Source organism: Chitinispirillales bacterium ANBcel5 (genome assembly GCA_029688955.1).
In the GTDB taxonomy this organism is placed as follows: domain Bacteria; phylum Fibrobacterota; class Chitinivibrionia; order Chitinivibrionales; family Chitinispirillaceae; genus Cellulosispirillum; species Cellulosispirillum alkaliphilum.
On record JARUKZ010000006.1, the window covers coordinates 85754 to 106989 of the forward strand.

18 protein-coding genes are annotated in these 21236 nt (G+C 40.7%); 9 read left to right on the top strand and 9 right to left on the bottom strand.

Translation table 11 applies throughout. The features are described 5' to 3' along the window. Window positions 1–9: 9 nt before the first annotated feature. Window positions 10–1821 (bottom strand): glutamine-hydrolyzing GMP synthase, encoded by a 1812-nt coding sequence (gene guaA / locus QA601_04855; protein ID MDG5814395.1) that lies wholly within the window; start codon window positions 1819–1821, stop codon window positions 10–12. Between the two features lie 161 nt (window positions 1822–1982). On the opposite strand from guaA, the gene QA601_04860 reads away from it, so the two are divergent. After that, entirely contained in the window at window positions 1983–2558 is a 576-nt protein-coding gene (locus tag QA601_04860; GenBank protein ID MDG5814396.1) for a hypothetical protein, read from the top strand. Here QA601_04860 and dnaJ read toward each other — a convergent pair. The 5 genes from dnaJ to groES all read right to left on the bottom strand — a co-directional run bounded on the left by dnaJ (window position 2555) and on the right by groES (window position 7570). After that, the gene (gene dnaJ / locus QA601_04865) at window positions 2555–3670 is read right to left on the bottom strand and encodes a molecular chaperone DnaJ (GenBank protein MDG5814397.1); all 1116 of its coding nucleotides are present in this window, start codon (window positions 3668–3670) and stop codon (window positions 2555–2557) included. The two genes, QA601_04860 and dnaJ, sit on opposite strands and share 4 nt — an antisense overlap. A gap of 33 nt (window positions 3671–3703) precedes the next feature. Continuing rightward, window positions 3704–4306 (bottom strand): nucleotide exchange factor GrpE, encoded by a 603-nt coding sequence (locus QA601_04870; GenBank protein ID MDG5814398.1) that lies wholly within the window; start codon window positions 4304–4306, stop codon window positions 3704–3706. Window positions 4307–4400: 94 nt separating this feature from the next. Next, entirely contained in the window at window positions 4401–5441 is a 1041-nt protein-coding gene (hrcA, locus tag QA601_04875) for a heat-inducible transcriptional repressor HrcA (GenBank protein MDG5814399.1), read from the bottom strand. Window positions 5442–5559: 118 nt separating this feature from the next. After that, window positions 5560–7233: a chaperonin GroEL gene (gene groL, locus QA601_04880; GenBank protein ID MDG5814400.1), complete on the bottom strand. Its 1674-nt coding sequence runs from the start codon at window positions 7231–7233 to the stop codon at window positions 5560–5562. 52 nt (window positions 7234–7285) lie between these two features. Next, complete coding sequence (gene groES, locus QA601_04885; GenBank protein ID MDG5814401.1) at window positions 7286–7570, bottom strand: co-chaperone GroES; 285 nt, start codon at window positions 7568–7570, stop codon at window positions 7286–7288. A gap of 178 nt (window positions 7571–7748) precedes the next feature. On the opposite strand from groES, the gene QA601_04890 reads away from it, so the two are divergent. Beyond that, on the top strand, window positions 7749–8984 hold the full coding sequence (locus QA601_04890; GenBank protein ID MDG5814402.1) for a tetratricopeptide repeat protein: 1236 nt from the start codon (window positions 7749–7751) through the stop codon (window positions 8982–8984). Window positions 8985–9149: 165 nt separating this feature from the next. Next, entirely contained in the window at window positions 9150–9485 is a 336-nt protein-coding gene (locus QA601_04895) for an integration host factor subunit beta (GenBank protein MDG5814403.1), read from the top strand. A gap of 63 nt (window positions 9486–9548) precedes the next feature. Here the strand turns inward: QA601_04895 and proC are convergent, their stop codons facing one another. After that, entirely contained in the window at window positions 9549–10343 is a 795-nt protein-coding gene (gene proC / locus QA601_04900) for a pyrroline-5-carboxylate reductase (GenBank protein MDG5814404.1), read from the bottom strand. A 26-nt stretch (window positions 10344–10369) separates the two neighbouring features. Further along, window positions 10370–11617, bottom strand: coding sequence for a transcription termination factor Rho (gene rho, locus QA601_04905; protein ID MDG5814405.1), 1248 nt, complete (start codon window positions 11615–11617; stop codon window positions 10370–10372). Window positions 11618–12222: 605 nt separating this feature from the next. On the opposite strand from rho, the gene QA601_04910 reads away from it, so the two are divergent. From QA601_04910 to QA601_04925, 4 genes are all read left to right on the top strand, one after another. Continuing rightward, window positions 12223–13398, top strand: a complete 1176-nt coding sequence (locus tag QA601_04910) for a PHP domain-containing protein (protein ID MDG5814406.1) — start codon at window positions 12223–12225, stop codon at window positions 13396–13398. 16 nt (window positions 13399–13414) lie between these two features. Then, window positions 13415–14044 carry a class I SAM-dependent methyltransferase gene (locus QA601_04915; GenBank protein MDG5814407.1) on the top strand — a complete coding sequence of 210 codons (630 nt, stop codon included), beginning with the start codon at window positions 13415–13417 and terminating at the stop codon, window positions 14042–14044. A gap of 291 nt (window positions 14045–14335) precedes the next feature. After that, the gene (locus QA601_04920; protein ID MDG5814408.1) at window positions 14336–15808 is read left to right on the top strand and encodes a glycogen synthase; all 1473 of its coding nucleotides are present in this window, start codon (window positions 14336–14338) and stop codon (window positions 15806–15808) included. 21 nt (window positions 15809–15829) lie between these two features. Beyond that, a complete protein-coding gene (locus QA601_04925; GenBank protein ID MDG5814409.1) occupies window positions 15830–17302 on the top strand; it encodes a hypothetical protein in 1473 nt (490 codons plus the stop codon). Between the two features lie 96 nt (window positions 17303–17398). On the opposite strand, the gene QA601_04930 is transcribed toward QA601_04925, so the two are convergent. Further along, window positions 17399–19057 carry an adenylate/guanylate cyclase domain-containing protein gene (locus QA601_04930; protein ID MDG5814410.1) on the bottom strand — a complete coding sequence of 553 codons (1659 nt, stop codon included), beginning with the start codon at window positions 19055–19057 and terminating at the stop codon, window positions 17399–17401. Window positions 19058–19212: 155 nt separating this feature from the next. On the opposite strand from QA601_04930, the gene QA601_04935 reads away from it, so the two are divergent. Together QA601_04935 and QA601_04940 are read left to right on the top strand one after the other, a co-directional pair. After that, complete coding sequence (locus tag QA601_04935; protein MDG5814411.1) at window positions 19213–20388, top strand: PilZ domain-containing protein; 1176 nt, start codon at window positions 19213–19215, stop codon at window positions 20386–20388. 22 nt (window positions 20389–20410) lie between these two features. Then, window positions 20411–21184 carry a methyltransferase domain-containing protein gene (locus tag QA601_04940; GenBank protein MDG5814412.1) on the top strand — a complete coding sequence of 258 codons (774 nt, stop codon included), beginning with the start codon at window positions 20411–20413 and terminating at the stop codon, window positions 21182–21184. The last annotated feature ends 52 nt before the right edge of the window (window positions 21185–21236 follow it).

Genomic DNA, 21236 nt, shown 5'->3' on the forward strand with positions numbered 1-21236 from the left:
GGCACAAAACTATTCCCACTCAATAGTTGCTGGTGGCTTGTGGGTTATATCAAAAAATATGTCGCCAATTCCTTTTATAGCAGAAGCATTATTAAGAATTGTCTCCAAAGTCTCTTGCGCAAGAGGTACAAAACGAGCAGTCATAGCTTCCTGTGAAACGATAGGCCTCAAAACAACACATTCTTCACCAGATTGATTTATCAAAGGTAGCAAAACCACCGGCATCTGCCAGATTTCACCATACTCTCCGGATTTATGAAGAGCTTCGGTAACTACTTTATCGACACTCCTCAGTTTGTCAAGACGCTCACGGGTAAGATATGCCTTATGGAGCTTATATTGATTGTTTCCCTGAGTATTGAGTCCATATATCACCCGGTTAACACTTTTCAAATTGTTTGTAATTCTGGTAGAAATTGATTCAAGTGCAGTCCAATCCGGTTTTTCTCCACAGATCAATGCTGGGTAAGCATATGTTCTTTCATCACCCTGAACTCCAACACTTCGAATAGGGAGAATAGAAGCACTGTAGCCACTATCAGCAGTTATATTTTCAAGTTGATCCTGATCTTGCTGCGAAATCACCACTTGTGCCCCATCTGAACATAAGGTCCTAACACCTAACCCTGGTCCAGGAAAGGGATGGCGCCATACTAAACTCTTTGGAATACCCAGAGCCTCTCCAAGCTCTCTTACTTCATCTTTATAAAGCTGAGCAAGTGGCTCCACTACCAGCCCCTTTTCAATAAGCTCAAGAATAACATCCACCCTGTTATGGTGTGTCTTAATCTTATCGGAGTGTGTAGTACCAGCACTTTCTATCATATCAGGGTAAATTGTACCCTGAGCCAGTATCCACTCATCAGAGTTTAAGCCTAATTTCTCAAAGGCCTTTTCCTTTACTGTGATAAACATTTTTCCGATAATGGCACGTTTCTGCTCCGGGTCACTTACTCCATCAAGAGCTGTAAGAAAATCCTGTGATGCATCCTCAATTTTTAGGTTATCATACCCGTTTTCGTGCATGTACTGAAGAACAGCTGAAGATTCCTGGTGACGCATTAAACCATTATCGATATGAAGCCCCAAAACCTTCTGCGGACCAAGAATTTTGTTTAAAAGCGTAAACGCAACAGTAGAATCAACCCCGCCGGAAACAAGCAGAAAGACTTTTTTGTCGCCACAACGATCTCGTATTTCAGACTCTATCTGTTCAATGAAAGCATCAGAATTCCAAGCTCTTGAACATTTACATATATCGATAAAATTACCCAGGATTTTCATCCCATTTGGAGTATCTGTTACTTCAGGATGAAACTGAAGGCCAAATATTTGCCTTTTTCTATCTCCAACAGCAGCGGTCGGACAATTCTCTGTAGTTGCTAAAATTTCAAAACCCGATGGAAGCATCTCGACAGAATCGCCATGACTCATCCAAATCTGCTCATTTTCTGAAAGGCCGGCTAAAATATCCACCGCCTTAAGCACACTCATTGCAGCTCGCCCATATTCTCTGAATTTGCCTCTGCAGATTTTTCCCCCAAGAGTTCTGGCCAGGACCTGATGACCGTAGCAAAGACCCAATACGGGTATCCCAATATCGATTAGCCCCGGATCAATGACCGGACTTTCATTTTCAAGAACACTACGAGGCCCACCGGAAAGAATTATTCCCCTAAACTCTTTTAACCTACTTGTCTGCACATCGCAGGGAAGAATCTCTGAATACACCCCCAGGCGTCTAATCCTGTTTGCAATCAGATGTGAATATTGTCCCCCAAAATCCAATACCGCTATTTTCTCTAAACCTTGTTCTGTCATCTTTGAATTCCCTGAAAGTCTTAAACTACTGCTATATTGCAAAAAAGTTGTTTTAATTCTATATTAAATTAGAGTAAAACTAAAACAAAAACCGAAAATAGTATTAATTACAGTCAAACAATAGAAAAATTTAAATCTTCCAGCAAAATGGTTAAAAAATTATGTCCTCTCAGCATACCACACCAGAATATGTCAGAAAACCACTAAGAAATTTTTTCATCAAAAAATCGATTCAAACACGAGTCGTCGTACACCTGTTTGTGGCAATGACCTTTTCGGCAATCATTACCACTGCATTGCTTAGCTTTTTTTACCTGAAACGATTTGATGGTGGTAGTTTTTATTTTATGAGCAGCAATATTATGGAAGATTTGCAGCTTATCAGAGTTCTCAGCATTGTACTGCCTGCTCTAATAGTAGCTGAGATAAGCAGTATCTTTATAGCGCTTACCCTAGGGCTTTTTACATCGCGTAAAATAGCTGTCCCGGTGTATAAGATCGAACGATGGGCTTCCCGGCTAAGGGCAGGTAAGTTAAACACCTATATGGGTTTTAGAGAAAAAGAGATGGCTGAGTTGTCATCCCAGTGTAATGCTGTAAGCGAATTTTACAGAGAACTATTAACTCAAATAAAAAACAGTACAGTACTGATCGAAAACAATCGCAATGACAACTCAACTATAAATACGCAACTCCAGCAGATAAAAACGATACTGGATAAAGTTGAGTTAGATTAATACCCCATCTCTTTTAGTTCTTCAAACATTTTTTTTGCTGCCCTGTTAAGCTTTTCAGGTGTACGCACATGAACACGGACAAGAAGATCACCTTGCTCTCTTCTATTAACCACCGGAAGCCCCTTTGACCTCAGTCGAAAAGTTTTCTCGGATTGTGTTCCTGATGGAATCTTTAGGTTCACTTTTCCATCCAAAGTAGGTATAGTCTTTGAGACCCCAAGCGCTGCATCTGAAAAAGACAGATCGATATCACAGGTAAGATCAGCTCCATGACGTTTAAAAAACTCATGAGGTTTTTCTGAGATTAATACTATTAAGTCCCCTGATGGGCCTTTATTTGGCCCCGCATTTCCCTTTCCCGGCACATTGATATAGTTACCTTCAGAAACACCAGCGGGAATATCAACCTCAATAGTAGAGTCTACCTTTTGTAATCCGGTACCGGTACAGGCATTGCATTTATCTGCAACCACATATCCCTCACCCCTGCATGATGGGCACACGCTTTCCTGAATTACCTGGCCAAAAAATGAGTTTGCAACCTGGCGCACCCTGCCACTTCCCTGGCATGTCTGACACACATTTCGCTTCCCGCTTTTTGATCCGGTACCCTTACATACTGAGCAGTGATCCATTCTTTTAAGTTTCAGCGTTTTTTTCACCCCTGTGGCAATCTCCTCCAGAGAAAGGGAGAGTCTTATCTGAAGATCTTTACCACGGGCAGCACCACCTCCAGCGCCTCTTCGGCCTCTTGAGCCTCCCCAGCCAAAAAGATCACCAAAAATGGAATCACCACCAAAATCATTCATGAACGCACGAAGTGCATCAGAGATATCAAACCCCCCGGCTCCAAAACCTCCAAAACCACCCCCGCCTGCAGCAGCCCCTTCAAAGGCAGCATGCCCAAACTGATCATACTGCTGTCTCTTTTGAGGATCTTTTAGTATTTCATAAGCCTGAGTGGCATCACGGAACTTTTCCTCGGCTTCCTTGTCACCGGGATTTTTATCGGGATGATATTTAACGGCCAATTTTCTATAAGCCTTCTTTATTTCATCCTCACTTGCATCTCTGGATACACCTAATATTTCATAATAATCAGATTTGGCCATTTTAGAATTTCCAGTATTAAATTTAAAATTTCGCTACTTCTGAGACGAGCCACTGGATACAATCACTCTTGCATGCTTTACAACTCTTTCCTTGATTTTGTATCCCCTCTCAAATACCTCAGCTATATGATCTTCAGGAATTTTTTCATTGTCTGCTTTCATTAAGGCATCATGAATCTGAGGATCAAATTCTTCCCCTGGCTCACCAAAGGCTTGCAATCCATTTTTTTCCAGCACACTAACAAATTTTGTATAAATAAGCTCGGTACCCTCCAGAAACTGTTTGAGCTCTCCGCCCTGCTCAGCAGCTTTAATTGCACGCTCAAAATTCTCCCTAACCTCTACAAGCTCAAGCATCAGTTTCTCATTAGCAGTTTCTACTAAACGCTCGTAGTCCCTGCTTGCTCTTTTTTTGTAATTTTCAAACTCTGCCATCAGCCTGACGTATTTATCATTCGTTGCCTCAAGCTCGGCTTTGAGTGAATCAAGTTCACTTACTTCAGGCGCTTCCTTTTCCTGGAGCTCTTCTTCTTGCTGGCTCTCAGAGCTATCCTCTTTTAGCTCTTCCTGATCTTTGGATGCTTCTTTCTGGTTTTGATTTTGCTGTTTCTCAACCTCTTCCTCATTAGTAGCCATTCTTAAAACCTCTCTTTTAGATTATCCCAGCGTCTTTTTTTGGTTAATACGAAAAAAAGGAATAAAGGAAAATAAATAACGCCGCAGAGCATATTCAGGTATACAATTCACCCAACAACTTAGCAGTATAGCTTACAGCAGAAACCATTTGTGGATATGGCATGCGCTTTGGACCAATAACCCCTAAACTACCGGTCATGCTTCCGACTTTATAGGTGGTTTTTATGATACTAAAGGAACGGAGCTGAACTTTGCTGTTCTCACCACCTATTGAAATGACAACTTCCGGGCGAGAATGTTTCCTATTCTCTGCCTCAAACAGATGCATCAAGAGCCTTTTTTCCTCAAGGATCTCAATAACAGCCCCGATTCGATCTCTACTGAAAAACTCAGGCTGAAGTATAACGTTGGTTTCACCATCAGCATATACCTCCTCCTGTTCATTTTCTTCAATAATCTTCCTTAATGACGGTACAAGTAACTTTATCACTCCAAGCTCAACCTCACCCACATCCCTTAACTCATTTAGGTGATCCTCACACATCTGGGCCAATGTTTTACCACTGAAGCGTGCATTAAGGATATTGCACGCACTCACCAATCGGTCGTGTGAAAGCTCAGTGTGCAACTCGACCACCATGGTTTTAACAAACCCCGAGTCGATAGCAACATTCATCAAATACCGTCCATTACCAACCGAAAATACGTGAATCGTACGAAATACACCTTTTCTCAGCTTTGGGGCAAGAATCACACCTAACTGATTAGTTGCCCTGCTCAAAGCCTTTGAAGCCGCTTCCATCAACAGATGCAGATCCGCCTGGTCAATAGTCACGATCGAATTACGAATGCTCTGCTTTACCTGCTCGGGCAGATCAATAGGCCCCATCATTCTATCGACATAATAGCGATATCCCTTATCTGTAGGTACACGACCAGCAGAGGTGTGCGGTTGGGTAATAAATCCCCTATCTTCAAGATCCCCCATTACATTTCTAATTGATGCAGCAGAGATCTCAAATCCGTTTTGTTTTGAGAGATATCGAGAGCTTGTAGGAGCAGCACTAAGGATAAAGTTCCTCACTATTGCTTCCAACACCCTCTGTTCTCTATCTGTAAGCATTTCCGGTTCCATATACTCCGGTACCGAAGTGGCAGGTTTTACGCTACAGGAGCACAGAAAAAAGCGCTCCTGTAGCATGGATTAACTATTGTGGTACAATTTACGGTATTACGAATTTGGAATGCAATTATTACATCATACCACCCATACCGCCCATACCACCCATACCGCCCATGCCATCCATGCCGCCCATACCAGGAGCGCCACCGGCAGGTGCCTCGTCTTCCTTAGGCATCTCAGAGACGATACATTCAGTGGTAAGAACGAGGCTTGCAATACTTGCAGCATTCTCAAGCGCAGTACGTGTTACCTTGGTAGGATCGATAACACCAGCCTCAATAAGGTCTTCATACTTATTGGAATAAGCATTGAAACCATATGAGCCTTTACCGTTCTTTACCTCATTGCATACAACTGATGATTCCAGACCGGCGTTGGAAACAATCATGCGCAGAGGTTCTTCGCATGCTCTGCGGATAATATCTACGCCGATATTTTCATCATTGTCATCAAGCGTGAACCCATCAAGTGCACTTGCAGAGCGAATCAGTGCAACTCCACCACCAGCTACAATCCCTTCTTCAACTGCAGCACGGGTTGCATGAAGAGCATCCTCAACTCTTGCCTTCTTCTCCTTCATTTCTGACTCAGTTGCTGCACCGATGTTTATCACTGCAACACCACCGGCTAACTTGGCAAGGCGCTCCTGGAGCTTTTCACGATCATAATCAGATGTAGTTTCCTCAATCTGTTTTCTGATCTGATTAACACGTCCCTTGATGTCATCAGTTTTTCCAGCACCCTCGATAATTGTAGTATTTTCCTTATCGATAGATACTCTTTTTGCCTGACCCAGTGAATCGATTGTAGTGTTTTCGAGCTTAAAACCGGCTTCTTCAGATACAAGAATACCACCTGTGAGTACAGCAATATCCTCAAGCATTGCCTTACGACGGTCACCGAAACCCGGAGCTTTCACTGCAGCGATCTTAAGCGTTCCGCGAAGCTTATTGACAACTAGTGTAGCAAGCGCTTCGCCCTCTACATCCTCTGCAATAATAAGGAGTGGTTTACCCATCTGAGCGACTTTTTCCAGAATAGGCAGAAGATCCTTCATGGCACTTACCTTCTTATCGAAAATAAGAATCATTGGATCATCAAGGATACATTCCATAGTTTCTGGATTCGTTACAAAATAGGGAGAGAGGTAGCCGCGATCAAACTGCATCCCTTCAACGACTTCAAGGTTTGTCTCAATACCCTTAGCCTCTTCAACAGTGATCACACCGTCTTTACCAACCTTTTCCATTGCATCGGCAATAAGATCACCAATTTCTTTGTCATTGTTGGCAGAGATAGCACCAACCTGAGCGATCTCTTTTTTTCCGGCGATAGGTTTAGAATCTTTCTGAAGCCTGTCAACAATTACTCTGACGGCTTTATCAATACCCCGTTTAACGGCCATAGCGTTAGCACCGGCTGTTACATTTTTGATTCCAAAACGGGAGATGACCTGAGCCAACACAGTAGCAGTGGTAGTACCATCCCCAGCGATATCACTGGTTTTTGATGCCACCTCTTTAACCATCTGTGCACCCATATTTTCAAACTTGTCCTCAAGCTCGATTTCTTTTGCCACAGTAACACCATCTTTGGTAACCGTTGGTGAACCAAAGCTTTTCTCAAGTACTACATTACGTCCACGTGGCCCCAGTGTAACACGAACCGCACCGGCAAGAACATCAATACCTTTTAGCAGCTTATCACGTGCAGTGATATCGAAGGCGAGTTGCTTTCCAGCCATAAATAATCTCCTCTATCTAAATGGTTTAAAATTTAACTGTTTTAATCAGGAATTAAAGAGTTGCAAGAACATCGCTTTCACGCATAATGAGGTATTCCTCGTTATCGATAGTCACTTCGGTTCCAGAGTACTTTCCATAAAGCACCTTATCACCCTCTTTAAGGGTCATTTCAATTTTCTGTCCACTGTCACTGATTTTTCCTGCACCAACAGCAACGACTTCCCCTTTTTGTGGTTTTTCCTTTGCATTATCAGGGATGATAATACCGCCTGCAGTTTTCTCTTCGGCACCCATGGGCCGAACGATGATCCGGTCTGCCAGTGGTTTTACGTTCATAATACCTACTCCCTTCGAATGTTGAATAATAATTGGAACTATAAGCTTAATTTTTTGTTAGCACTCATTGAGTGTGAGTGCTAACAGCTATAATTTAAAGTCATTAAACAGTGGTGTCAAGCTTTTTTTATGGACCAGACACTTTTTTTATCGTACAATCTCTTAAAAACGTATTTAGTTGAGCAATGCATTCCTTGAAGCAATAATTGAGCCAAAAAAAACACCAGAAATGTTGATACAACCATTACTTAATACTCTCTCCAGGCTTGGGCTCTCTGAGTCGGAGCAATTTATTATCCTACGGGTTACAAAGTATTCACTGGCTCTTTGCCTCGTTGCAGTAGTGGGCTTCTGGGCAGCTACCTTTTTTACTCACAAAACAACAAATGTACCACTATCCTCATCCGGTTCCCAGCAAAATTTGTCCTTAAACACCCTCGACCTTAAGGCTCACCGATATATCGCCAATTCCCTGATGCAAAAAGGGCAACCTGAAAAAGCTATCAATCATTTTCACAGGCTGCTTGAGACTGATAGCGAAGAGTTCGGTATCAGGAAAAATCTTGCAAATGCATATCTGAATGCAGGACATTTTGAGGAAGCACTTTCTGCACTAAAACAACTTCTTAAAGAAGACACACCCGATTCGTTACACGCTGTTCTTCAGGCCCAAAAGGGTATCACACTCTTTTACCTGGGCGAGCATAATAGAAGTTTAAATGCCCTTAGAAGTAGTCTCGATATTGCACCAAACACGCCTGAAGCACTCTGTTTTATGGGACAGATCGAAGCTTCCAGATCTATTCCCTCCCCGCAGGCTGAGAAGTTACTTAAAAGAAGCATTGAAGTGGATTCTCAGTATGTGGAAGGTTGGTACCAGCTTGCCCGCTACTATACTCAGACAGGAGAGTATTTAGAAGCCCGAAAACTTCTACTTGAAGCATTACATATTAACCCCCTTCATGAGAGAAGTCATTCACGTCTGGGGATGGTATATTATTATCTAAATAAAGCCGATGCGTCCTTGAGGTCATACAAAACAGCCTTAGCCCTTAATCCCGATGATTTCAATACCAGATACAACCTGGGCAAACTTTATTACACTCTCATCGGCGATACACACAAAGCTCTTCACCAGTTCAATCGTGCACTTGAAAAATACCCGTACCATCCAGAAGCTAACTTTAAATCAGGCCTTATTTGTTTAAAAAACGGGATGGTAAAAGAAGCTATCAGGTTTTTTACCAATTCGCTCAAGCAGACTCCAGGCGATGTCCGTAAACTGTTACAACTTGCCAATGCTTATGAACGACTGGGCAACAGAGATGAGGCGTTAAGAGTATACCGCAAGATTACAGATATAGACCCTCTTAACAGTATAGCTTTTCGAAAAATTAGAAGTTTATCGGATTGAGTAAGATGTTTTCATTATCTTTAATTCAGGTTCATGTAATATGTATCTATTTTTCTGATTATATTCTTGATTTAGTCTGCAAATAATTGTATTCTACAAACATACAGGTTCTGATTACTAACTATAACTATAAACACCTGCACTAAGTTGGGAGGAGACTAAAAGGTGGGAAACATAACAAAAAAAGATTTGGTCGAACAGATTTCAGATCGTACAGGATTAACACAGGTTGATACTAAAATTGTGGTAGAGTCATTTCTTGAAGCACTCTCCACGGCGATGTTGGACGGTAATAATATCGAAATACGGGGTTTTGGCAGATTTAAAGTCAAAGAGAAAAATGCTCGCACAGCACGCAATCCCCGCACTAATGAATTTATCCAGGTCGAAGCAGGCTATAAGCCGGTCTTTGAAGCATCAAAGGAGCTGCGCAAGAGAGTTAATGATGCAATCATGGGTCCATCAGAAGAAGTTGACTCCCAAACCCTTTCTACGAGCTAATACAACTCCGGTAAAAAGCCGGGGTTTGCCCCCTAATTGAATTATCGATTGTTCAGTGGTGGTTTATCTGCTCAACTCTTTTGAACGATTAGCGGCTTTAACAACTGCATTCATCACAGTGTGCTTAAAGTTTCCCTGTTCCAGTGCAAAAAGCCCTTGTATTGTAGTCCCTCCGGGTGATGTTACTTTAGCTTTTAAAACAGAGGGATGTTCTGAAGCTTTAAGCACCATCTGTGCAGCACCAATTACGGTTTGAGCCGCAGATTCAAGGGCAGTAGTGAAGGGTAGACCGGCACTAACTCCACCTTCTGCAAGGGCTTCGATAAAGCTATATACAAAAGCCGGACCACTACCTGAAAGTCCGGTTATAGCATCCATCAACTCTTCCTTGATTTCAACAACTTTACCACATGCACCGAAGATGGTTTTGACTAAATTGGAGTCCGCTTCTGTACAGTTTGGGTTCATAGCGTAAGCACTCAAACCTTCACCAATTAAAGCCGGTGTGTTAGGCATAACTCTACAAATCCGTAAACTTTTTGCCAATTTATTTTGCATAAATGAAGTACTTATACCAGCAGCGACAGAGATTATAAGTGATTGAAAATTCTTTTGGTCAAATAGCGGCCTGATAGTAGTAAGGGCATCCTCAAAGTCAGTAGGTTTAACAGAAAGGATGATCACATCAGGCGATTGCCACTTTGCAGGCACGGTCTTATGTACCCTCAAATCCAAATCGTCCAGAGCAGAACTTTCTTTATCGAAGGCATGGATGGTTACATCATCACCAAATGATTTAAGAAGGCCACCAATCAGGGCCTTCCCCATATTACCACACCCAAAAACAGCTATATCCATTTTCCTTCTCCGGGTAGAAACGCTCTTTAGCTTTTCATCACATCCAAAAATTCTCTGTTGTTCTTAGTGTTGGACATTTTCTCTCTAAGAAACTCCATCATCTCAACAGGGCTCATCGTTGCCAGAAACTTTCTCAGAATCCACATTCTGTTAAGTTCCTCTTCGCTAAGCAACAACTCCTCTTTCCGAGTTCCGCTTCTGAGCAAGTCCATAGCAGGGTAGATACGACGATCAGCAATTTTTCTATCAAGCACAAGTTCCATATTCCCGGTGCCTTTAAATTCTTCAAAAATAACCTCATCCATCCGGCTGCCTGTTTCGATAAGCGCAGTTGCTATGATGGTTAAGCTACCACCGTTATCGATGTTTCTTGCAGCACCGAAAAATCTCTTAGGTTTGTAGAGGGCTTGAGAGTCGACACCACCGGAGAGTATACGCCCGGAGTGTGGTGCTACCGTATTATGAGCACGGGCAAGACGGGTAATACTATCCAGTAAAATTACGACATCCCGGTTATGTTCTACCAAACGTTTGGCCCTCTCAATTGCCATCTCTGCTACTACAACATGTCGCTCGGCTGGTTCATCAAAGGTAGAACTAATTACTTCAGCTTTAACAGAGCGCTGCATATCAGTAACTTCTTCCGGACGTTCATCTATTAACAGAACTATCAGAGATGATTCTGGATGGTTGTGAATGATAGCATTGGCGATCGTTTTTAAAAGAACGGTTTTTCCTGTTCTCGGTGGAGCAACAATCAACCCACGCTGCCCTTTCCCTATAGGAGTTAACAAATTCATTATCCGGGTAGCACTATCTTTTTTGTTGTATTCCAGATTAAATCGCTCATCGGGAAACAGCGGTGTCAAATCATCAAAATTTATCTTTTTCTTACACTCTTCGGGATCCTCATAGTTAACCATCTCAACCCGTAAAAGAGCGAAATAGCGCTCTGAATCTTTGGGTGGTCTAACCTGACCGGATACAGAATCACCGGTTTTAAGATAGAACCGTTTGATTTGAGAAGGAGATACATATATATCATCGGGACCGCTCAGGTAGGAGTTTGAAGGTGAGCGAAGGAACCCGAAGCCATCAGACATGATTTCAAGTATACCTTCAGCAAACATCTGCCCACTTTGTGCAGCCTGAGCCTGAAGGATTTTGAAAATCAGTTCCTGGCGGCGAAGACTACGATGTTCTCCTACATTGTGACTTGCGGCCAGATCATTGAGCTCCGTCATTGACATGCTTTTAAGCTCAGCAACATTCATTTAATACACCTCAATTAAAAGGAAGGGTTTATGCTGAAAGTTATATTTCTCTCTTGTGGTTTTTTTCTTCCGAGGGAAACTATCTCCCAGGTTTTTAACTTAGAAACTATCGGGAAATCTAAAACTGTTTATATGAAGGTTTTTGAAACCGAATGCTTTCATGAAGACTATTTAGCACCCGAGCACTCTGCTCTGCCTCACCGTTCCCAGGTACCCTGCCCAATGTCGATAAAATACCTTTTTGGATGGATTCAAATCAATTGAACTACATTACGAGGTCTAACAGGATGCTAAATGTAATGGCAAAAACCATACGACCATAAAATGGTGAAAAACAGAGGTAAAGTCAAGTTTTTTTTCTATTTTCTGCTTTTTTATACATTTCGATTTCAGATCAAATTTATTAATCGACAGTGTATAACTCTCAACCGATTTGTCCTTAGAAAGTTGAACAGTATAACGCCTCTGCATTTTTTACCAACTCTGGTATATTCTTCTGAATAAATTTATATTTACAGGTATTTAGAAAACCATTGAATATGCGTTAGTTGGAAGCATCACTAATAAACAACCAAGGCAAAAATTCACAACCCTGTTTAAGAAAAATGATTAAAGCTAACACTCACGTCCACTCTCCCTATTCTTTTAGCACCTTTGGGTCCATCGATGAAATGGTCACACAAGCTGCAAAAGAGGGTCTTGATGTGCTTGGTATAAATGATTTTAACACATTTGAAGGATATCAGGAGTTTGGTGAAATCTGCCGCAACCACCACATCTATCCTTTATACGGAATAGAGTTCAGAAGTATCAGTGAAACTGAGCAGAAACTTGGTCGCCGGTGGAACGATCCCTATGATGCAGGAATTCTCTATTTATGTGGAAGAGCTTTGCATACCCCTGTCCAAATGTCCCTCGATTCAAAAAACCTAATGAACTCACTATGGAAGCGTAGCCAGGATCATATATGGAAGGTCATCCTAAAACTAAATCAACATCTTAAAGAATGTGGCTTAGATTGTGCACTAAATTATAATTCGATACGCCTCAAATATGCCAAAAATACGGTTCGTGAGCGCCATATAGCTAAAGCTCTGTATGATGAATTGCTTAAAAACCGAACGAATGTATCGGACCTAAACGATGCTTTTAAAACCCTTTTTTCAGTTTCCAGTCTGCCTTTCGATAGTACAGATGCCCCTGCAGTGCAGCAGCAGATCATTAACAGAATCTTTAAATTCAATAAACCTGCTTATGTAGAATACAACGATCAAAATGCTATTAATTGCGCTGATGCAAAAAAGCTGATCACTGAAGCTGGCGGGATACCCTGCTATCCAGTTCTGGGAGATGTATCAAAAACGCCTACCGAAGCTGAAAAAAGTTTAGAAGAACTAATTGACCGACTTAAAAATATGGGTGTTTACGCAGTAGAGTTTATCTCTACCAGAAACAGTATTGAGTACCTAAGGAATTGTGTTAATCACTTCAAAAGAAATGGTTTTTGCATTACATTCGGTACCGAACATAATACCCCCAGCTACTTTCCCCTCATCCCTTCGGCTCGCAATGAAACGCCTTTTGATCCTGCACTTAAATCAGTAGCCAGTGACGGAGCCTGCATTCTTGCAGCTCACCAGGAGCTTATAAATAAGTCCCGGTCAGGATTTGTGGATAATGAAGGAAAGGTGACTGTAAACGCCTGCAATTTACATAAATTTATTGATTTTGGTAAAAACATTTTGTATAAAAAACGAAAACAACGCATCAAAAGCACTTGAGAAAGAGGGGTAGCTTTTGTTACAGTTTAGAATTGGATCCATACTAACCACTCTTGTAGTTGTTTGTATGATAGGATGTTATGAAGAGGAGGGTGAAAGAAGTATTCCACGCACCCCTGATGTTCATTTTGTACCAACACCACACAAAGTTGTAGACGTAATGCTTAACCTTGCAGATGTTCAAAGGGATGATATCGTTTATGATCTTGGTTGCGGTGATGGGCGAATAGTAATTGCTGCTGCAAAAAAGAGTGGGTGTAGGGCATGGGGATTTGATATTGACCCTGAGATGGTTGCAATCTCAAGAGAAAACGTACGCAAAGAGAGGGTTCACAGACTCGTCACTATCGAAGAAAAAGACATTTTTGAACTCGATTTAACTGAAGCCACTGTTATCACCCTGTATCTACTTCCCCACTTAAATGTTCAATTGCTTCCACAACTCGATGAATTAAAACCAGGTACCAGAATTGTCTCTCATGCATTCAATATTGCCGGAATAAAACCAGATGTTGTGGCAAGAGTTTATAGAGAGGATGGTGGAGTAAGTTTCGTTTTCATGTATACAACTCCGCTTGAAAGGGTTTCGGATGAGGAGTTTGAGGATATCTTTGATGAGGACGAGCTTGAAACAACACCAGGATAAATCAGGTTTGAACAACAAAACCGGTAATGTTTTTTGCAAAGAAAACAATGATACCTGTTTTGGCATTTTTATTGCACTATTATTTAAACTATTGCATACTAATAATTTGAGCGGAATCTCTGAACGTTCTCTTCTTCAGAAGTCTTCAGATTGCTTTTTTTTCCGCTTTATCTATTTACACACAATCTCATCGGTGAGATATTTCATGACTCTTTTTACTTTGATACTACTACACACAGCAAGAAAGTATTGCTTCCATCACAGTAGTTTCCCATTTCGGGGAGGCAAATCATGTACATAGTCCAGGTTGCCTCAGAGCTAGCCCCTTTGGCCAAAGTTGGTGGACTTGCGGATGTCGTTTGCGGTCTTTCATGGGAACTTTCTATAAGGGGGAATGAAGTAGAGGTTATACTTCCAAAATATGACTGCATGCGTTATGATCAAATCTGGGGCCTTACTCCTTCTTTTAACGATCTTTGGGTTCCATGGTTTGGGGGGGGCGTCCACTGTACTGTTTGGTTTGGATTTGTGCATGGCAGGAAATGTTTCTTTATCGATCCTCATTCTGGTGATAATTTTTTTAACCGAAATACATTTTATGGATGTAATGATGATGTCCTCAGGTATGCCTTTTTTAGTAAAGCTGCTTTGGAATTTCTGCTTCAAAGTGGAAAACGTCCTGATATAATCCATTGCCATGATTGGCAAACCGGCCTTCTACCGGTAATGCTTTTTGAACAGTACACTCATACTGATATGCAGTTTCAAAGGGCCTGTTATACAATCCATAACTTTAAACATCAGGGAATTTTTGGCCATGAAGTGCTTCATGCAACCGGGCTTGGCAGACCTGAGCATTTTTTTGATCACAACCGTTTAAAAGATAACCACAATCATCTGGCACTTAATTGTATGAAGGGCGGAATAGTTTATTCCAACTTTGTTACCACAGTGTCGCCACATCACGCTTGGGAGGCTCGCTTTACAGACCAAGGCTACGGTCTTAACCACACACTCCACCAGCATCACCAGAAATTTGGCGGCATTTTAAATGGTATCGATTACGCAACATGGAATCCAGAAATCGACCCTCTTCTTGCAGCCCGCTATTCAGCTGAAACAATTCAGGACAAATACATAAACAAAGAAGCTCTGAGAGATCGTCTTTGGCTTAATAGAGGAGTTAAGCCAATAATTGCATACATTGGGCGACTTGATGAACAAAAAGGGTTAGATCTCGTATACCACTCAATACACCATGCATTGAGTAGAGACGCTCAGTTTGTGCTGCTTGGAACAGCTTCCAATCATTCAATACACTGCAAATTTCAGGACCTCAAGCACCAACTCAACGACAATCCTGATTGCCATATAGAACTAAGTTTTAATGAGGAGCTTTCTCATCTTATTTACGCTGGAGCTGATATGGTGATTGTTCCAAGCGCATTTGAACCTTGCGGACTCACACAAATTATTGCCCTAAAATATGGAACAGTTCCAATAGTCCGCTCTGTTGGCGGTCTCTCTAGCACTGTTTTCGATTACAATTACAGCGAAAAACCCATGCTGTCACGCAATGGTTACACTTTTGATAATTTTGATACTTACGCTGTTGAATCGACTCTAAATCGTACTATAGGGCTTTACTATGACTTTCCACATGAATTCAGACAGTTAATGATAAATGGAATGAACTGTGATTACTCTTGGAATCATCCTGGGTCACATTATGTAAATATATTTAACCTTATAAGACACAAATAGGCAACTGGAAAGGAGCATCGCATGAAGGATTCACATTCTCAGTCCGATACTATTGATGGTCTCCCCAATATTATGGTTGTAAAAGAAACAGAAGATGTGGTTAATTCTTCCAAAGGTAAGGCTGTTTATACTCCCAATTCTAAGATTAATTTCAATTCCATAAAAAGCGCATGTGCAATTGCACTGCACATGCATCAGCCCCTGATTCCTGCGGGCGGGTCTGATTTAAGTAGTGCTGAGTTGATCTCTAATCTTCAGCACATGATGGAAAACCAGGGTATTGGTGATAATCACAATGCTCCAACTTTCGCCTGGTGCTACAAAAGAATGGGTGAGTTTGTCCCTCAGCTTTTAAGCGAAGGTAAAGAACCTCGGGCGATGTTGGAATACTCCGGTACGCTGTTTTATGGTTTAAAAAAAATGGGGCTACACGATGTTTTAGATGCGCTTAGGAATGTAACCGTAAATCCGGAAATGCGCCACACCATCGAATGGCTTGGTTGCCCCTGGGGGCACGCGGTGGCACCGTCTACTCCGGTGCAAGATTACAAATTACACGTCAAAGCCTGGCAGCAACACTTTGCTTCCATTTTTGGAAATGAAGCATTAAGCAGGGTTCGAGGTTTTTCTCCTTCGGAAATGGCTCTTCCAAACCATCCTGATATTGCATATGAATTCGTTAAAACTCTGAAGGACTGTGGTTATAGCTGGGTTCTTGTTCAGGAACATACTGTAGAGCAGGAAAATACCGGACACGGCCTCGAAAAGAAACATCTACCCCACCTACTCGTATGCAAAAACAGCGAAGGCAAAGAGATTAGTATCGTTGCACTAATTAAAACTCAGGGAAGTGACACAAAGCTTGTTGCACAGATGCAACCATACTACGAAGCGACCAGTTTGTCCAGATGGGAACTTGCAGGCAAACAGGTACCACCACTTGTAACACAAATTGCTGATGGAGAGAACGGTGGAGTAATGATGAATGAGTTTCCACCAAAATTCCAGGAAGTCGTTCGCAATGCAAGCGGATCTGAAGTGCCTTTAATGAATGGAACTGAATACCTGGAGCACCTCTTTTCCATTGGAATCACGGAACATGATCTACCTAGAATTCAGCCCCTTTTACAGAAAAGAATCTGGGATAGGGTTAATCCTGGTGACGGCCCCGAAAAGCTAAATAAATCTATTGAAGAACTTAAAAAAGAGGACGGAAGTTTCCATGTAGAGGGAGGAAGCTGGACCAGTGACATTTCCTGGGTTAAAGGTTATCAGGATGTACTTGACCCTATCGATAAATTGAGTGCTCAATTCAACCAAAAAGTGCTCGAAAATGGAGCAGAACGAAATGACAGCAAGTATCTAAATGCGCTCTACCACCTGCTGGTTTCTCAAACAAGCTGTTACCGCTACTGGGGACAGGGGATATGGACCGATTATGCAAAAGAGATATGTAGAAGAGGAATGGAAATAGTTAACGCTAACTTTAAATAGGCTTGCCTCAAGACAAAGAGGGTTCTACCCTCTTTGTCTTTGTCACTTGTATATAGACAGTGATCTCTTAAGTTGCAATGTAAAAAAATAAAGAATTTAGGGTGTAATTATTCTTGATGAAGCATATTTATCGATTTTTTTATGCAATTGGTTTTGTTTCTCTTCCAGTATATGTACCATTTCTTCAGGAGAAAAGCAGCTCCAATCTCTCTTCATTGTTCCTGCCCCAAAATCATGACACCCATCTTCGATATTTAGTATTCTTCCCTCTTTATCTAACTGTGAAAAGCGATCAATGCAACGAGCTGCGTAGTATTGAACAATATTATCCATTACCTTTTGTTCATTGTGTGTGTGCTTTGGCATATCTTTTAATATTTCTTTAAAAATAATAGCTGCAGCCTCCATTTTATCTTTTTTAAAATACAGTCTGATACCTTCCTGTAATTTATCCTTCATCTTGTTCTTAAATGCCACCACAGTGGAAGGACTATGGGCATATACTTCATAGACTTCCATCTTTTTGTGGTATCCTTTTACTTTTATTATATCAACAAGCCTGCATTCTTCAAATTCAGTAAGATCTTCAAATATTTCTCTGGTAATAATAATTTCAAGCCCGTAGAGTTTGGCTATATGTTCTAATCGGGAGCAAATATTTACGGCAGCTCCAATATATGTTCTATCAAGTTTTTGCATTCCTCCGATATTCGCTTCAAGTGCATATCCTTTTGATATACTTATTACATTTCCAATCTTTTCAAGCCCAGCAAAGACCAGTTGTTTGTTGTATATCTGTAATCGTCTTCGCATCTCTAGGGCTGCTGTAACGGCTGATGCCCCGTCGGGAAAAACAGCCATGATTGCATCTCCCATTAACTTATCTACTTCTCCACCAGCCTCAAATACAGGATTTATCATCATTTCAAAATACTTATTAATAAATTGAGCCTGAACCTCTGCATTCATCATAGCTGAAGTCAAGGGAGTAAAGTTTCTCATATCACATATAAGAATTGTTTTATCAACAATACGTGGCTTAAAACTACGGGGATCTTTCCCTTCATTAACTTCTGTTAATATTGATGGTCGTACAAAAGTGGAAATAATCATATTACGGGCAAGAAGTTCAGCATTTTTACTTTCAAGAACCAGCCTATTCTTTTCAGCTTCATCGGCTTTTACTCTCATCGATTCCGACTCAAGGGAAATGATATAAAAGACATTAGTAATCAACTTTACAAACCCAAGTACCAATGAAGAAAACCAGCTTATAGTAAATATTCCAAATGTTTGTAAAAAAATAGCTGTTGAGATTCCGGTGTAGAGCATAAATATAGCGACACCCAGATAAAAGCCCACAGGAAATAAAATTAAAGGCATGTATGCTCTTGATGCAAACAAACCATAAAAAATGCCAGCCCACATCAGCGATACAAACCAATATGTCGCCGTTATATTCATAAGAAACATAAAGGTAAAATATACTGGAAGTATGAGAAACATCACTGTATCATAATATTTTTTTTGAAATGAGGTTAGGTCTTTTTTAAATGGGTAGAATACAAGTGGTAAGGTTATGAGAGCTCCGGCCACTCTAAGATAAATTGAATCCCAATATCCCTGAAAGGAGCAGGTAAAATAGAAAATAATTGAAGCTATGGGGCCTGAAATACCTACAACCGGAATTATTTTTCCGGTTAAATAAAAATCTTTTGAAAAAAGAATCTTAGTAGCAGCTTCAAAATATTTCATTTTTTGATTCCTTCGAAAAAGAACATTGTAGTGTATTATACCACCATTTTTTTTCTGTTTCTATATTTATCTCATTGTAACTTATTACTTTTTGCTATATACTGTGATATAGTACCCTTTTTGATCACTGAACCCGCTTAATTTGAGTCAAAAATATGTCACTAAAAGAAAAATTCAATTTTTCTTCTTTCTTTTACTCCGGCACGGAAAAGCGCAGCACGGAACGAGCATTTCTTACTGTTGCAGTTACCATAGAGTTTGGTGATCAAATTATCCGCTGTGCAGAGTGCAGAAATATCAGTCACAGCGGCATGCTCATATACCTTAACGAAGAGATACCGTTGGGTGCTCAGGGAACCGTTACTCTTACAAAAAAGTGTGCGAAACGTCGATACAGTTTTTCTGCTGACTTTGAAGTGGTACGTAAGGAAAAACATAAGATCCACGGTAAGGGGATCGGTATAAAGTTCAGACATCTCTATGAGGAAGACGAGCTGGCGCTTCGACACATTGTAGAATATCACCTTGCTCTGATGTTTAGAAGTAAATTAGATATAAGCGAGGAAAAACTTTCTGGGATTGAATTTAAAATTGCACAGACAAAAGATGAATTAGAGCAGGCATTTAAAATAGTACATGATACGTATGTAATGGAAAAGTTTATCGAGCCACAAGCGCATGGAATGCGATTAACCCTTTATCATAGTCTTCCCTTCACAACCACTTTCATTGGTAAAAACAAGGATGAAGTTGTTGTTGCCTGTACTCTTTTTCTTGAATCAGTGCTGGGGCTTCCAATGGATAAAATCTTTCACAAGGAACTTAAAATTTTAAGAAACAACCGAAGACTCATAGCTGAACTGGGATCTTTTGCAGTAAAGCCAGGTTGGAAAAGCTCGAGTGTAAATTTGGCTATTCACCTTCATAAACTCATAACTCAATATACGATAAAGTATTTCAACCTTGACGATATTGTAATAACGATTAACCCAAAACATAAAACGTATTACCAGCACGTTTGGCTTTTTGAGCCTATTGGACGAGAGAAGGTATACAAAGCAATTAATGGTAACCCCGCAATAGCCATGTACTATAATCTCCGAACAGCAGAGCAGAGGATGAAAGAAAGCTATGAAAACTCTCCGGAAAACTGTAATATCTATGATTTCATTTTCAAGAAAAAAAGCAGCTGTTTACAATGGCCAGACAACCACGCACCCATTATAGTCTGGAACAAGGATTTACTTCATTACTTTTTCGAAGAAAAAACATCAATTTTTGCCGACTCTAATAAAGATGATGTCATGGAAGTTTTGAAACTGTACAGTTAACCTCTACCAAAAATGGTGATACATGAATTCAGATCATAGCTTTGTTGACTCAAAATATCTGCAATCTTTAGCTGATAAAATAAGACCTGTAAAAATCCGGTCCTATGAGTTAATGAATTTAAAGCCCGACTCCATTGTACTTGATGTGGGCTGTGGACCTGGTATTGATACAGCTACCCTTTTCACCCAAAAAGTTAATCAAGGAATAGTAGTAGGTGTTGATATTGATTCAAACATGGTTAAAGCGGCACAAAATGCAACTAAGGACACCACAAGAATCGGTTATTTTCAGGCCAACTCCTATTGTCTGCCCTTTTCGCACCAAAGTTTTGATTCTGTTCGTAGCGAAAGATTGCTTCAACATTTAGATCAACCTCAATGTGCTATTGCAGAGATGAAAAGGGTATGCAGAAAAAACGGTATTATCGTTGTAGTTGATTGTGATCATAGCTCATTATCAATTGATACAACCCAAAAAGATATAGAATGGAAATTAAGACGCTCAAGAACTGAGCAGATTCCAAATGGTTATTCGGGGAGAAATCTTTTTAGACTTTTAAAAAAGCAGGGATTATGTGGTGTTGCAATAGAACTGCATACAATCGCAGTACACAGCTACCACCTTTTCAGAAAATTTTCATGCATGGATGAAGCTGAGCAAAAAGCACTCAGTTCAGGCTGTATTACGGAAAATGAGTTGATTAAGTTAAATGAAGAACTAATCGATTACGATAAAAAAGGTGTTTTTACAGCGTATACCGTTTTCATCATAGCATCCGGTAAGCGCAAACGATAATCGGGCTAAAAAAACGCAGAAATCCGCACCAAAGAACGTATCATAATGGTCT